At 58.8% G+C, this 14,930-nt stretch carries 7 protein-coding genes; 3 read left to right on the forward strand and 4 right to left on the reverse strand.

All coding sequences use genetic code 11. The annotated features are described in order from the left end of the window. Positions 1-9 precede the first annotated feature (9 nt). From ACOMDU_RS09690 to ACOMDU_RS09705, 4 genes are all read right to left on the reverse strand, one after another. Positions 10-9,075 carry a GLUG motif-containing protein gene (locus tag ACOMDU_RS09690; protein ID WP_421130123.1) on the reverse strand — a complete coding sequence of 3,022 codons (9,066 nt, stop codon included), beginning with the start codon at positions 9,073-9,075 and terminating at the stop codon, positions 10-12. Between the two features lie 810 nt (positions 9,076-9,885). Beyond that, positions 9,886-10,620, reverse strand: coding sequence for a ZIP family metal transporter (locus tag ACOMDU_RS09695; protein ID WP_421130124.1), 735 nt, complete (start codon positions 10,618-10,620; stop codon positions 9,886-9,888). A gap of 213 nt (positions 10,621-10,833) precedes the next feature. Continuing rightward, positions 10,834-11,970 (reverse strand): sensor histidine kinase, encoded by a 1,137-nt coding sequence (locus ACOMDU_RS09700; protein ID WP_421130125.1) that lies wholly within the window; start codon positions 11,968-11,970, stop codon positions 10,834-10,836. Then, positions 11,967-12,644: a response regulator transcription factor gene (locus tag ACOMDU_RS09705; protein WP_022136281.1), complete on the reverse strand. Its 678-nt coding sequence runs from the start codon at positions 12,642-12,644 to the stop codon at positions 11,967-11,969. Before ACOMDU_RS09705 ends, ACOMDU_RS09700 begins: the two co-directional genes overlap by 4 nt. 136 nt (positions 12,645-12,780) lie before the next feature. On the opposite strand from ACOMDU_RS09705, the gene ACOMDU_RS09710 reads away from it, so the two are divergent. From ACOMDU_RS09710 to ACOMDU_RS09720, 3 genes are read left to right on the forward strand one after another with little or no spacing between them, the layout of a single operon-like run. Further along, complete coding sequence (locus ACOMDU_RS09710; protein ID WP_421130126.1) at positions 12,781-12,927, forward strand: CD1871A family CXXC motif-containing protein; 147 nt, start codon at positions 12,781-12,783, stop codon at positions 12,925-12,927. Further along, on the forward strand, positions 12,920-13,843 hold the full coding sequence (locus ACOMDU_RS09715) for a 4Fe-4S binding protein (RefSeq protein ID WP_421130127.1): 924 nt from the start codon (positions 12,920-12,922) through the stop codon (positions 13,841-13,843). Before ACOMDU_RS09710 ends, ACOMDU_RS09715 begins: the two co-directional genes overlap by 8 nt. Beyond that, positions 13,840-14,769, forward strand: coding sequence for a TlpA disulfide reductase family protein (locus ACOMDU_RS09720; RefSeq protein WP_421130128.1), 930 nt, complete (start codon positions 13,840-13,842; stop codon positions 14,767-14,769). The genes ACOMDU_RS09715 and ACOMDU_RS09720 overlap by 4 nt, the downstream gene beginning before the upstream one ends. Positions 14,770-14,930 lie beyond the last annotated feature (161 nt).

Raw genomic sequence — 14,930 nt, forward strand, 5'->3', positions numbered from 1 at the left:
GTGCTGTTGTTACTTGGAAACGCGCTTCTTCCGGGTCAGCACCACAACGGCTGCCGCCGCCAGGACCGCGCTGCCCAGCCACAGCACCATCTGACTGTCGTCCGCCGTGTTGGCAGAGTCGGTCTTGTCCGGCGTCGCGGTGGGGTTGTAGTAATAGTGGTTGGTGGACTCCGTCCAGCTGATGGCCACAGGAGACAGGCCGGTCAGCGTCACCAGCAGACCGCTGGGGGTTTTGGTGACAGCGGGGAATTCCACGGTACCCACATCCAGGCCGCAGTCCGCCATGGCGACCATGTGCGCCACGGTGAAGTTATACTGGCCGTACTTGGCGGCCACGGCCTCCGGGTAGGGCAGCAAAACTGTGATCTTGCCGGCTGTCAGGTCCTCCTTGGTGGCAGGACGCCACTCGTTGTTCTCGAATACGAGCAGCGACACATCCATGAAAACGGTGTTGTCCTTATTGCCCTTGCTGTTTTTCAATGTGATCTGCAGCTGCAGCTCGGCTTTGATCCTTTCCACGCTGTTCAGCTTCTCGTTATCCCGCAGGGTATCGGGCACTGTAATCGTGTCAGATACCTCGATGCGCTTCAGCGTACCACCCTCGGACTTCACCGCACCGCAGACGCACTGGATGCCGTTCACATAGGTGTGCCCGGTCTTGTTGACCACCGCATGGCAAACCTTGCAGACGTTCCAGTGGCCATCTTTGTCTGCGAGCATCTCCGTGCCGGGGGTGTGGCCCAACGCAGCGATAACGCGGGTCTCCTCCTTGGAGCAGACGGAGCAGGTGCGCTTCTCCGTGCCGGTCTCGGTGCAGGTGGGTTCCTTGGTGGTCGTCCACGCGCCGAACTTGTGGCCCGGCGCGGGAACGGACTTTTCCTCCACGGCGCCGCAAATGGAGCAGATCCGGCGGCTGACGCCGTCCTTGGTGCAGGTGGCGGCCACGGTCACTTTCCACTCGCCGAAGCGATGGGCGCAGGCGGCGTCAGTCATATCGTAGAGGGCGTTGGCCTTCTCCGTAAAGCGCGCATAGGCGGCCATGGCGCAAAGCGCCTGCTCCGTGGCCATCTCGTTGACGGCCTTGTCTGCGAACTGATGCTTAAAGCCGCCGTTCTTCGCCACGCGGTACTGCAGGAGGTTCCCCAGCACGCTCAGGGTCTTCCCCTCCACGGTCTTGGTAAAGCGCGCGTCCGTGTTGGCATCCAAATTCAGGGCGGAAAGGGCGATGACCACCTGTGCGCAGCTCTCGGAGGAGTCGTAGCCGCTTTGATACTTGCCGGAGAGCCAGTTGAGGGCTTTCTCCACGGCGGTGTTCACGGTTTCATTGCCGCCGTCCTTATAGTAGGGTGCCAGCGCCTGTAGCGCCATGGCGGTCATGTCCACGTCGCCGACAGATTTTCTGTCGGCGCTGGCGCTCCAGCTGCCGTCCGCATTCTGCTGGCCCAGAATGGCCTGCACCAGCCAGGAGGTGTCGGAGGTGTAATTGCGGCTGTTGAGCGCCAGCAGACCCATGACGAGACCGTTGATATCCGTGTAACTGGTATCGGTGACCTTCATGATATCCTTGTCCTGTAGCGCTGCCAGCAGGTTTTTGCCACCCACGTTGGCGGGGTCCTTGCCGATGGCGGTAAGGGCCAGGGCAATACGCTCATTGTCGGTGATGACGGGGGTGTTTTTATCATCGGGTTTCCGGAGGATGCCGTCAGAGCCGATGTTCGCCTTTACATAGGCCACAACCTTATCGTAGTAGGCCTGAATGTATGCATCGGACAGCTCCACGCCGGCGCGAGCCTGTCCCAGTACCGCCCATTCGCCGAAGAGATAGCTGACGACCGGGGCGCTCACCGCGCTTTGGATATACGCCTTGGCGCCGGCATACGCCTCATCGAAGCCGGGCACTTCCGTACCGGGCACCGTGGGATCCGTCGGGTCCAGCGGAATATAGGTGTCGGTAAAGAACAGGCGCAGGGTGTCGCCGTCCTTGAGATAGGTGTTGTCCAGCGTGGTCTTGGGCAAGGTCTCGGTGCCGCCCTTGACGGCGAGGCCGAACATCCAGCCGGAGGACTTGCCGTCGCCCTTCTCCTTGAGGGTGTTGCCCGCCGCATCGGTGATGCTCTTGATGTAGGTGCCGCTGCCGGTATAGGTGTAGTTGGCACTGTCCAAGCACGCCTTCACAGCGTCCCAAGCGGTGGGATCCTCGTTGACCTTGCCGGTGAAGGTAAAGTCGGAGATTCCCGTGAAGGTATGGCCGTTCTTGTTGTATCCGTCCACCTTGACCTTCACGGTGAGGGTCTGATTTTCGTTGGGGTCATTCTGTTCCGTGGTGCCGGACACCGTCAGGTCGATGTGGATGGGCTGCTTGTAGAATTGGGCAAAGTCCTTGTAGCGTTCCTTGGTCTCCTCGGTGCCGTTGATGCCGAACTTCTCCCAGTACTGGGCGTACTTGGTGTAGGTCAGGACGCTGTCCAGCCTAACTGTCGTATTGTACTCCGGCTGGTGCACCCGCAGCAGCTCATGCTCGATGACGGTGGGGCGGGAGGAATAGAAGGTGCGGTACTTCTCCGAAGCATACCAGCCGGGGATATCGTCGGCCTCGATGCCGTCGAAGGTCATATTCACCGTACCGCGGACGTATTTCAGCGTGCCGTCCTCGTTTTTGCAGATCTCCGCGAAGGGATACAGGTCGGAGGTGACCTTGGTCTTATCCGTATTCTTGTTCCTGATGCCGTTCCAGTAGGCGTTCTCGGTCAGCGCATCGGTCATAAAGTCGGCGGCATCCTTCAGTTCCTGCTCCTCAAAGGGCGCGATGGTGAAGGTAAACTCCTGCCGCGCCAGCAGAAGGCCGGAGCTGCGGGTGGTGATGGTGACCACATACTTCGCCTCCGCCGGCTCCTCACCGGGCAGCGGGCGGTAGACCATGGCGTGATAGCCGTTGAAGTCCAGCACATCGGGGGTGAGGCTCACCATCGTGACCTTCTGGTTATAACTGTCGCTCATGATGCCCTTTTCCTCCAGAAGAGCGGGTCTGGGCATCTGCATATCGTCGCTGACGGCATCCAATTTCACGGGCTTTGTCTTATCCACAAAGTCACGCAGGAGCCCCTGATACTTCTCCGCCAGAGCGTTTTGCATCTCGCTGGTCACGCTGCTGTCGAAGGGCGCAACGGTGGCGTCAAAGAGCACATCGGCATAGACCTCCACGCCGTTGTCGCCGGTGATGTGCGCCAGCGTGTAGTCATCGAAGGCGTCATAGGTCACGCGGGCGATCAGCCGGAACTTGCCGGCCTTCTCGGGCAGCGCCGTGCCGTCGGCGGGCTGCAGGGGGCGGTTGACGGTGCCCACGCCGGTGCCGTTGGTGCCGTTGGTGATGTAGAGCCACTCGGTGTTCCGGGTGCCCCACTGCACCTTCACATCATAGCGCCCCGCAATGCCGGAGGGAAGCGTGAGGTTGGAGGTGATGCGGTCGTTCACGGTGTAGAGCGTCCAGCCCGCCACCTCGCTTTGGGTGGCCCCGTTGGTATTCTCGCCGCGGATGAGTTCCCAGTTCAGGGACTCGGCGGCGCTCTCCACCAGCTGCTGCACAGCATCGGCGCTGCGTCCCACGGTGCCTCGCAGGATGATCTCCTTGGTGACCCCGGCATAGGCGATGCGGAACTTCAATCCCGTGTACTGCACGGTCTGGCGGGCGGTGCCGTCACCGGTGAAGTAGGTGATGTCGCCGTTGTCGGCAATGTACTGTACCTTGGTACCGTCAAAGCCGTTGGCCTTGGCGCTGCCGTTGACATAGGTGATCTCGGCCTTGTCCGCCACATCCGCATAGCCCTGTTCCCTCAGCAGGCGGCAGAAGGCGTCGGTGATGTTGGTTTCATCATAGAGTCCCACACCTTGCAGGGGCTGCACGGCAATATTCTTGCGCGTGAACTCGGCGGCAATGTCTTCCAGGGTCTGCACCTTTTCCGCATTCTCGGACCAAAGGCACAACTTGAAGGTCTTGACCTTCGCGGCCGCGCCGCTTCGGAGCGTGGCGGTGAGGGTCACCGTGACCTTATCCTTCGCAGGCGCGGTGAGCGCGCCGGTGGCGGTGTTCACCAGAGCGTTATCCGCCGTCCATGCGAGGGAAACGGTCTTTTCCTCGCCCTCCACGGAAACGGTGACGTTCGCGGGCAGGGTCAGGAAGCCGGTATAGGTCTGCGCACTCTCTTCCTCCTCCGGGTCGCCGCTCACCGGGGTAAGGCCGCGGAGCTGATAGACGCCGGAGGCATCGGCCTTCAGAAGGTCTGCATTCTCGGCATCGAGCCCCAGTTCCTTATAGAAGTGCTTTTGCAGGGCGGTCAGGAAATAGTCGTGCGGGTTCGTGACCGCTTCGCCGGGCTCTTCGATGCCGTATTTCTCGCAGAGGTCGGCCTTATCGTTATAGTTCTCAAGGTTATAGAGTCCCAGCACATTCTCGGCGTACCAGTCGGCCTTGGCTTTCTTGGCGGCGTCGGCGGCGCTCATGCCGCGAAGCTGCAAGGCGTTGGCGGCGGCGGCAGCGGCCTTGAGATCGGCATTGTCCACGGGGGTGCCGCCCTGCCAGGGCAGCACCGGGAAGCCGCCGTTGCTGTTGTCGCTGTCAAGGTGCATCCCCATCTCCGCCGCAAATTCCGGGGTGCGCATATAGTCCGCGGTGCGGGCAGTCATACCGCTGGTGCTGCCTTCCGCCACGGCCTGTGGTGCGATGGTGTCCAGATAAGCGCAGTTGGTGATGGTGGCGCTGCTGGCAACCACGCCAACTACCGCACCGAACTTACTCTCATCTGCTATTGCGAACTCTCCTGCCACATAGGAACCCTTGAGCTCTGCATTAGCTTGCAGTTCGCCTACAAGTCCGCCGCGTTTTTGATAGATAATCTTATTCGGCTGCGTCTTCTTTACCGCGAGAGTACCGGTAAAATAGCAGTTCTCGACAACACCGTGTGCATATCCGGTAATGCCTCCCAAAGGTGCGGTTGTACCATATGTGCTGTTATCGTAAGCATCCTTGACGACAGCCCTACTAACGCAGCCACTAATCACGCTGTTTCCGGTGGTCCGTCCAACAATGCCTCCGATTGCTAATGCAGCATTAGGGCCATTGCTGGAGAATGTGATACTACCACTGACCATGCAGTTCCGTATCGTTCCTGCACTGGAATTGGCAACACCTCCCAAAAGCGACGAGGTACTGACAATCGCGCAATTCACACGCAGATTTTCAACTACGCCGCCCTCTGCAAGTTCCCCCACAAGGCCGGTTGTAACGAGTCCACTAACGGTGTAATTATCGCCGTCCAAGGTGCCGGCGAACTTATTGCTGCTGGTGCCGATGGCCGTCCAGGTCTTGTCGTTGAGGTTGATGTTGGCGGTGAGTTTGGCGCTGATATCTCTCTGCCCGCCGTTGACCGCATCGGCAAACCATGCCAGTTCCGCGGCGGTGCCGATCTGATAGACACCGTTTTCTGTTTTGGGCGCGGTCTTGGTCGTGCCGTCCCAGCCCGCACCGGCATAGGTCAACGTTACCTTGATGGTGTCGTTTTTGGCAGCGGTAAAGCTGCCGCTGACCGTGATATAGTTCGCCTTGGCGACGGTATAGGCATACGTCTCGCCGGCGTAGACGATGTATGCGCCGTTCTCGTCTGCTGCGATCGTGCCGCCCACGGGGTGGGTCAGCGCAACAGACGCATCCGCCGGATCAGCTGCAAACTTCACCTGGTACGCCGTCAGGGCAGTGAGGGCCACATCCTTGGACACGTCCCCGCCTTCAACCTTGATGGTTCCTGTCTTAGTCTCGTAGCCGAACTTGCTGACCGTGTAGGTGTACACTCCGGCGGGGACCGCATACTTACCGTCGGTGCCGGTGATGGCTGCACCGCTGGCATCCTGCAAGGCGACCGTGCAATCCTCCGCGCCGGTGACATTGAGAGAGACGGTGTAGACGGGGGAAACGGTAAAGTTTTTCAGATCGACATAGCTGTTTTCCCCATATCCTTTGTATGTCAGCGTCAGCACATCGCCCGCAGCCACTGCCACACTATATGTCTTCCACTCATTGCTGTTATATGACTTAAAAATCTCGGTACTTCCCTTTTTTACAGAAAAATACTCGCTGCTGCTATAATACGTACCTCCGTAATAATCAAACTGCAGCACAAGCGATTTATCAGCTTTCAGGGTAATCGTGGCTGTATTATTGCTGTAACTTACGCTGTCATTTCGATGCAGGTAGTTCCCGCCAGCAGCCCGTACCGGTTCAAAGCCATATCGTGTGCCGTTCTCGGCGGTGATACCGTCCAGGCCGGCAAAGAAATCGTCAAAGGTCAGCGACTTGACGAACTCCAGGCCTATGGTCTTGGCAGCCTGGACCACAAAACTCCCAGACAAGGTATCGCAGCCATCCAGGGTGGCCGTGTAGGTATAGTTCCCGGCGGGGAGGGTGCAGTTCGTGCCGCTGCCCTCGTACACCTTGGTACCGTTGTACTTCACGGTGACGACAGGCTCGGCGCTCACGCCCTCCGGCTTGGTGATGTTGAAGGTCACCGTCTGCTTTGCCAACTCGGTCAGCGTGACGGTCTTGTTCACATCGGTGGTCGCAACACTGATCGTGCCGGTGGCCGTCTCATAGCCGAACTTGGTGGCGGTGTAGGTATAGGCCGTATTCTTGGCAGCGATATAGACATTCTTGCCTTTTTCGCTGTCCGCAGACTCCTTGTAAACGGTGGTGTTTCCCTGTTTCAGTGTTACCGCCGCATCATCGGGGGTAAACTGCAGGGTAATGACCGGCAGTTTGACAAGGGTAACATTGACCGTTTGATTTTCGGCGCTCATGGTCACCTTGCCGGTGGCGGGCTCATAGCCCTTTTTGGTGACGGTGTAGGTGTAGTCCGCCGCGGCTTTTACGGCGAATACGCCATTGCTGCCGGAGACGGCTTTGCCTTCCTTATCTTTCAGAGTGACCGTCGCGTCCGTCTGGTTCGGCGCTATGGTCAGCGTGTACAGCGGGGAGACGGTGAAGTTTTTGAGCTTGAGTCCGCTTGAGGAACCATAACTCAGCGTCAGTGTCTCCCCAATTCTCAGATCAGCAGAAAAATTCTTCCACTCGGAGCTATAATAGGAGGCTAACAGTTGACTACTGCCTTTTTTGACATAGAAGTCCGTATAACCTGTACCGCCGCAATAGTCAAAAGATACAGTTACATTCTTGATAGCCGCAATCGTTATCGTTGAGGGGGAATAGGAACTCGCGTTACTTGCCGGTTGTAGGCATCCCTCAGATTGTACCGGCTCAAATGGACGGGACGTACTATTCGTTGCCGTGACGCTGTCACTGATGGCACTAAAGAAATCGGAGAATTGCAGCTTGTCCTTGACCTCGATCGCAAAGCTCGCGGTCTTGCCTCTATAGCTGACGGTAATACTTTTCGATTCCGCCGGCTCGCTGGTGTCAAACCCTTCAAACGTCACACCGGCGGCGTCATAGCCATCGGTAATGGTGCGGGTTTCATTGGTGCCATCATAGTTCACCGTGAGGACCATGCCGGTCAGGTCAAGTTCGGCATCGCCCTTGTAGTACTCCGTCTTTGTGGGAGCCTTGGTCACCTCGATGCTCTGCACCTTTTTCAGCGCCACGGTTTGGGTGCTGTTCTCGGTGGGCGTCACGGTGCCGGCGGCGGGCTCATAGCCCCCGTCGTCACTGACGGCGGTATAGGTATACTCGACGCCCTTCAGCAGCTTATAGCTGCCGTCGCTCTGCGGCTCAACAGTCATGTCGCCCCGCTTGACGGTCAGGGCCGCACCCGTGGGCGTGACATTGAAGGTCACGTTCACCCAAGCAGAGGTGTCCTCCGCCAGCGTAACAGTAACATTGGCAGGATCAGCCACGGGATTATCCTTGTTCCTCACGGTCACGGTGCCGGTTTTTGTGGTGTAACCGTCACAGGACACGGTATAGGAATACGGTGCATCGGCGGCAGGCAGCGCCACGGTGGTGGAGCCGGTATAAGTGCCGCCGTTTATCGTAAGCACAGCATTCTCGGGCTGAATGGCAAACGTCACCGCCGCGGTGGGGGTCTCCCAGCTGAGGGCGGGATAGTCGCCGGTCTTGGCCATGAAGGCGCTGCCTAACAAGGCTGCAAACGCGGGGGATTTCATCTCCTCGGCGGATTTTGGAGTAGACTCCGTTTCAGTACCATATACACCTTTTAGGTTGTCAACAGCAATAAAATAACAGTTAGAAACGGTAACGCCATAACCATAACCAGCAATTGCGCCATAATTTGTCGTGGACTTTGTTACTATCTGTCCAGCATTATAGCAGTTGCTGATTTTTGCACTGGGAGCATTTCCAGCAATACCACCCAAACACACACCCTTACCGCTTCGATCGCTGGAAATCGTGCCAATGTTGTAGCAGTTTAAAATCTTGGAACCATTGGAGGTTTCTCCGGCAATGCCACCTATCCATCTGCCATCAGCACTGGCACCTTTGATTGCAGCGGTATTCTTACAATTCTCAATGCTGCCCGCATTTTTTCCGGCAATACCGCCAACATATTTTTTCCCTGTAACGGTTCCCGCAATCCCAAGATTCTGGACTTTGCCGGAAGCCGCAATTTTTGAAAACAGCGCTTGACATTCGCCTGCTTCATTCTCAAGTGCCAGCGTCACGGTGTGGCCGTTGCCGTCAAAGGTGCCGGTAAAATCCTTGGCATAGGGCGCCGTGACGGTGATATCCGCCGTCAATTGATAATTGCCGCCGGGCTCCATCTCGGCAAAATCCTTCGCGGAGCTGACAGTTCCTTCCGCCAGCGCCAGCGCCGCGCCGCCGCTGCGGGCAGACCGGGACACAGGCACTTCCTCAGCGGGCTCCTGCTGCTCCTGCTGCTCCTGCGTCTCCTCATTCCCGGCAGAGACGGTGTTCTCCGTGTCCACCGGAGCTATCTGTTCCTGCTGGGTCTGCTGCTCCTGATCCGCGGCCAGCGTGTCGGCCAACACGGAGGTGGGCAGCATGCTGACGACCATCACAACGGTCAGCAGCCAGCTTATGACTCTCTTCCTCATATCTCTTTCTCCTTTATGTAAATTTTTTGTCGACGTGAGGGGGTGGGCGGGGATGCGGCAACATCCCCGCCCCACTTATGGAAAAGCACGCGGCCAATGGCCGCCTCCGCTTGACAAAGGGGACCCATCTGTACAGTTTCACTGCGCAGATGGAAAGCGCACGGCGCCTCAGCTTGACAGTCGAGTTTTCCGCACCGCTTCGCTGTGTATGGCAGCGTGTCAGCCTGGCAAGGGAAATGTTTTTCATGCAGGGCATGAAAAACGGGACAGAGTGCACTCTGTCCCGCAAAAATGAAACGCTGCCCGGCGCAAAGCCGGACAGCGAACGCAATAGATACGACCCCTGCGCCACGGAAAGACGTCGCCGCCCCCGCCGCCCGCCCAAAAGGGCCGGCCGCGAAAAAGGCGGTGCAAAAAACACCGACCTCCCATTCAGGAGGCCAGCGTGGTACATCTACATGGTGGTACAAGGTTCCCGCACACGGAGAGCGCGCCCGCTGCAACTATGTCCTACACAATGCAATTCTCCTGGCTCGCGCCGCGGGGGACAGCCATCCCACCTCGTTTGCAGCCTACCTTCTCATGGGCTTACCCACAATGGCGGACTTTCGTCCCGGCGGCTCTCGCCGCTTCGGTGCATCCTTGCGCTCACAGTACCGGTCGTGCGGGGTTTGGCTACCCCTTTCCTTCTATGCCGACGCCTGGCCCGTGGTGGGCTGTACGGCCGCCGGCGACATTGGATCAACAGACTGTTTATTTACTTGTCAGCGACATTATATTACAGGAATTGGCCGTTGTCAACCCTCCTCCCTACCCCAATGCCACGTCCAGGATCATCATTACGGTAAAGCCCGCGGCAAAAGCCAGCGCCCCCGGGCCGGGGTCGCCGCGCGTAGGCAGCAGCTCGGCGGCCACCACATAGAGCATAGCCCCGGCGGCAAAGCCAAGCAGCCAGGGCAGCGCCGGAACGATGAGCGCCGCCGCCAGCACCGTCACGCCGGCGGCCAGCGGCTCCACCACGCCGGAGAGCACACCGCCCAGAAAGGCTCTCCCCTTCCCCGCACCGGCGGTACGCAGGGGCAGGGCCACGATGGCGCCCTCCGGCACATTCTGGATGGCGATGGCCAGCGCCAGCGTAAACGCCGCAGCGGGCGTGGCGGCTCCTGCCGCCACACATCCGGCATAGGCCGCACCCACCGCCATCCCCTCCGGGATGTTGTGCAGCGTCACCGCCAGAAGGGTCAAGGTGGTGGAACGGTCGGTAACAGCCTCCGGCAGCAGTCGCTCCAGCAGCCGCAGGAACAGCACCCCCAGCCAGAAACCGCCCGCCGCCGGAAGGAAGGACCAGCGGCCCATGTCCGCCCAGTCGATAGCGGGCAGCAGCAGGCTCCACACCGAGGCGGCGGTCATCACCCCGGCGGCGAAGCCCTCCAGCACACGGCGCAGAACGGCGGAGGGCGCTCTTCGCAGGCAGAATACGCACGCCGCACCCAGCGACGTGCCCCAGAAGGGGAGCAATATCCCCTGAAGGACAGATGATTGCATAGACACTCCCTTTTCCGTATCCGTAGTATGCGGAGCCGGGCGGCTCCGTACAGTCTATCCTACGCAGCGGGAAACGAAAGGTGAAAAGACAAGGGCCCCGCCGAAGCGGGGGCCTTTGGGAAAATACAAAGTCATTCAAAATGCTAAGATAAGGCGGGAGCGCCCGAAGGGTGCTCCCGCTGCGCGGCTTATTGCTTTATGTGAGATGCAGCTTCACTGTACCGGCAGCTCCACCGCAATAGTAGTGCCCTCATCTGAACTCTCCTCTACCCGGACGCAGCCGCCGTGGAGATCGGCGATCTCCCACACCAGTGAAAGTCCCAGCCCCACGCCGCCGTACTCCCGGCTGCGGGACTTGTCCACCCGGAAGAAGGGCTGGAAGATGCTCCGCTGAAATTCCTCCGGAATGCCGCGGCCGGTGTCGGAAACGCGGATCAGGACTTTTTCCGTCTCCTGTGTGACGCAGACCCACACCGAGCCGCCAGGGCGATTGTACTTGACGGCGTTCTCCGTCAGGTTGAAGATCAGCCGATAGATCAGCGCGTCGCTGCCGGTCATAACGCCGTCGCCCTCCGCTTTTAGCGTGACACCGCGCTTTTCTGCCAGCGGGGCGAGGTCTGTGAAGATCTCCTCAATCATTGGGATAAGCTGAATCTGCTCGTTCCGCGCCACCTGCTGCAAATTGCTCATTTCCAGCAGCGTTTTGGTCATCTGCGTCAGCCTCTCCGTCTGCTCCCGCAAAAGCAGGAGAAACTCCGCCGTCTCCGGCAGCACATCGGTGTGCTCTGCGGAAAACAGCTCCAGCTGCGCCTGCATCAGCGCAAGCGGCGTGCGCAGCTCGTGGGCGGCATTGCCGGTAAACTGCCGCTGGGCGGTAAAGGCGTTGTTCAACCGCTCCAGCATCTGGTTGAAGGAGTGGCTGAGCTGCCGGAATTCCGGCAGCACGTCCTCATCGATCCTCACATCCGCCAGATTGTTCAGCTGCACCTTCTCTACCTGAGAGGCGAAGCTGTGCAGGGGTTTGAGGGCTCGCCCGCTGACGAAATAGGCGAGGATGCCGCTGAGCAGCGTTACCGCCGCTGTGATGTACCAGTTGGTGGTGCGGAAGCGTCCCTGCGCCCCATCGACAACGATGGTCAGCTCCTCGCTGGGTGCAACGAGCTGCGGGTCAAAGCTTGCCGCGCCGCCCTCATTCAGGATCACCGTGCCGCCGCCCTGTAAGCTGTCTGCAATGGTGTCCATATAGTACACACCGGAGGAACAGAGCAGCAAATTCATGGCCACGCAGGTGATGCCGATGAGCAGAACGGTCATCAGAGTGATGCGCCACTGCAGGGAAAGCCGCTTCATTCTTCGTCCCCTCCCATCAGATAGCCCTCGCCGATGCGGTTGCGGACAGGGTCGTAGCCCAACGCGGTGCGCAGCTTCTTCCGCAGGGCGGAGATGTGGACGCGGATGGAGTTGCTGAAGCTGTCCACGCTGTTGTCCCAGACGTGATCCATCAGCTCCTCCTGACTCACAGGCCGCCCCTGATGCGCCATCAGGTATTCCAGGATCCCCGTCTCCTTGCGGGTCAGCGTCAGGGGCTGCCCGTTGGCGGAAACTGCCCGCGCACGGGCATCAAAGGTGAGCTGCCCGCAGCGCAGCACCACATCCTGCTGGGTAAACTGCCTCAGGGTCAGGCTGCGGATGCGCGCCTCCAGCTCCGCCAGATGGAAGGGCTTCGCCAGATAGTCATTGGCGCCGGCATCCAGACCCGTCACCTTATCCTCCACCTCGCCGCGAGCCGAGAGGATCAGCACAGGTGTCTCTCTGTCGGTCTGCCGCAGAGTGCGCAGCACCGTCATTCCGTCCTTTTTCGGCAGGTTCAGATCCAGCAGCACCAGATCGTACCGCTCCGTTTCCAGCAGCTCCAGCGCCTTCTCGCCGTCGTAGCAGCAATCCACGCTGTAGGCCGACCGCCGCAGGCTGCGGGCGACGGTGTCGCACAGGGCGCGCTCGTCCTCTACAATCAAAAGGTGCATAGTCGCCTCCTTAATGAACAGGTTGTCTCCTATTATAGCAGAGCCGGATAAAATTTGTGTTAAATTTCTGTTCTTAACAGAGATTTTAACCCACCTGCGCTATGATAGGCCACAGAAACAGGAAAGGGTGATCAAAATGAGTCACAGGAAGAAGGCAGCAGCGCAGGTCACGCTGCTGCTGGCGGGAGCCGCCATGCTGTGCTTCGGTGTCTGGCGGGGCGAGGCCGCCACGGTGCTGAGCAAAGCGATCAAATTATGTTTGGAGTGTGTGGGCATTGGATAAGAAGAATACTTCGGGCGCGTCCCATCTTTTGGCCCGTTTTCGGGGCTGGATACAGGCGGGGGCGGCCTTATTGACCAACCTGCACCTGCCGAACTTTCTCAAGGGCGGCTTGTATCAGGGCGCGGGCAAGACCGTCTGCGTGCCGGGGCTGAACTGCTACTCCTGCCCGGCGGCCTCCGGCGCCTGTCCCATCGGGGCGTTTCAGGCGGTGGTGGGGTCCTCCAAGTTCAGCTTCTCCTATTATATCACAGGCTTTCTCATTCTGCTGGGAGTACTGCTGGGGCGCTTCATCTGCGGCTTCCTGTGTCCCTTCGGCTGGTTTCAGGAGCTGCTGCATAAGATCCCCACGAAGAAGCTCTCAACAAAAAAGCTCAAGCCCCTGACGTACCTCAAGTACGCCGTGCTGCTGGTGATGGTCTTCCTGCTGCCGGCGTTTCTCGTCAACGACGTAGGCATGGGTGACCCCTTCTTCTGTAAGTATCTCTGCCCCCAGGGCGTGCTGGAGGGGGCCATCCCACTGTCCCTTGCCAATTCCGGCATCCGGGCAGCGCTGGGCAGCCTGTTTACCTGGAAATTCAGCATCCTGCTGGCAGTGATCGTGCTGAGCATCGTATTTTACCGGCCCTTCTGCAAGTGGCTGTGCCCGCTGGGTGCGTTTTACGCGCTGTTTAACAGGGTGTCCCTGTTCCAGATGAAGGTGGATAGGAACAAATGCGTCTCCTGCGGAAAATGCGCCAAGGCCTGCAAAATGGATGTGGACGTGACAAAAACGCCCAACCATACTGAGTGCATCCGCTGTGGGATGTGCATCCGCGCCTGTCCCACCAACGCCGTCAGTTTCCGCTACGGCTTTGGAGACGGCAAAAAAGAACCTGTAGAACCTGCAAATACATTAAAAACGGAGGAAACAAAATGAACGTAAAGAAAATCATCACACTGCTGCTGGCGCTGGTGCTGGCCGCCGGTATGGTCGCCTGTGGCACAAAGCCCGCAGAGGACACAGACGGCAATGATGGCGGCGAGGAGGCAAAGGCGCTGTACGAGCAGCTGATGGCGCAGGAAAATGCCATCCTGTCGGAAAACACAGCTCTTTGGGAAAAGGTCTTTATGGCAGCCGATAAGGGCATGGCCATGATAGAGGACGGCGGCAACTACGGCGATTTTCTGCTCAAGACCATCGAGAATGCCAAGGATCAGTTCACCGAGGAGGAACTGACGCTGCTCACCGGCGAGGCCACCAAGATCAAGGATATTGAGAACCAACGGGCGGAGCTGGAGACGAAGTATCCCTGGCTGTCAGAGACGCCTGATGACGATGACAATACGAGCGTCCCGGCGGGCAGCGATATGACCACGCCGCCTGACGATGGCAGTATGCAGAAGTTTCCCGCCTTTGAGGGCAAGGATCTGGACGGTAACACGGTGAAGAGCAGCGAGCTGTTCGCCAAAAACGCCGTCACCGTTGTGAATTTTTGGTTTACCACCTGCAACCCCTGCGTGGGAGAGCTTGCCGAGCTGGACGCGCTGAACAAGGAGCTTGCGGAGAAGGGCGGCGCCCTCATCGGTGTCAACACCTTCACGCTGGACGGCAACGAGACGGCCATTTCCGAGGCCAAGGATGTGCTTGCCAAGAAGGGCGCGACCTATCAGAACGTGTATTTTGCTTCCGATGGAGAGGCCGGCAAGTTCACCACCAATATCTTTGCCTATCCCACCACCTATGTGGTTGACAGGAACGGCAACATCGTGGGCGACCCCATCGTGGGCGCTGTTACGGAAAAGAATCAGGCGGAGGCACTGCAAGCCCAAATCAGCAAGGCTCTATCCGCCGATATGGGCTGACAAACAGACTTGTAGATATCTCCTGTACCTGTTTGTGGTCTGATTTCAGATACATATCAGCAGAAAAAAACGGGACGGCTGTTCTTTTGAGGAACAGCCGTCTTTTTCTGGGAAGACAGCGAATGGGGCGCGGGGCTATTTGCCCGCGCCCCTGAAGGTGA

The sequence above is a fragment of the Vescimonas sanitatis genome, from assembly GCF_049060325.1.
Classification (GTDB): Bacteria; Bacillota; Clostridia; order Oscillospirales; family Oscillospiraceae; genus Vescimonas; species Vescimonas sanitatis.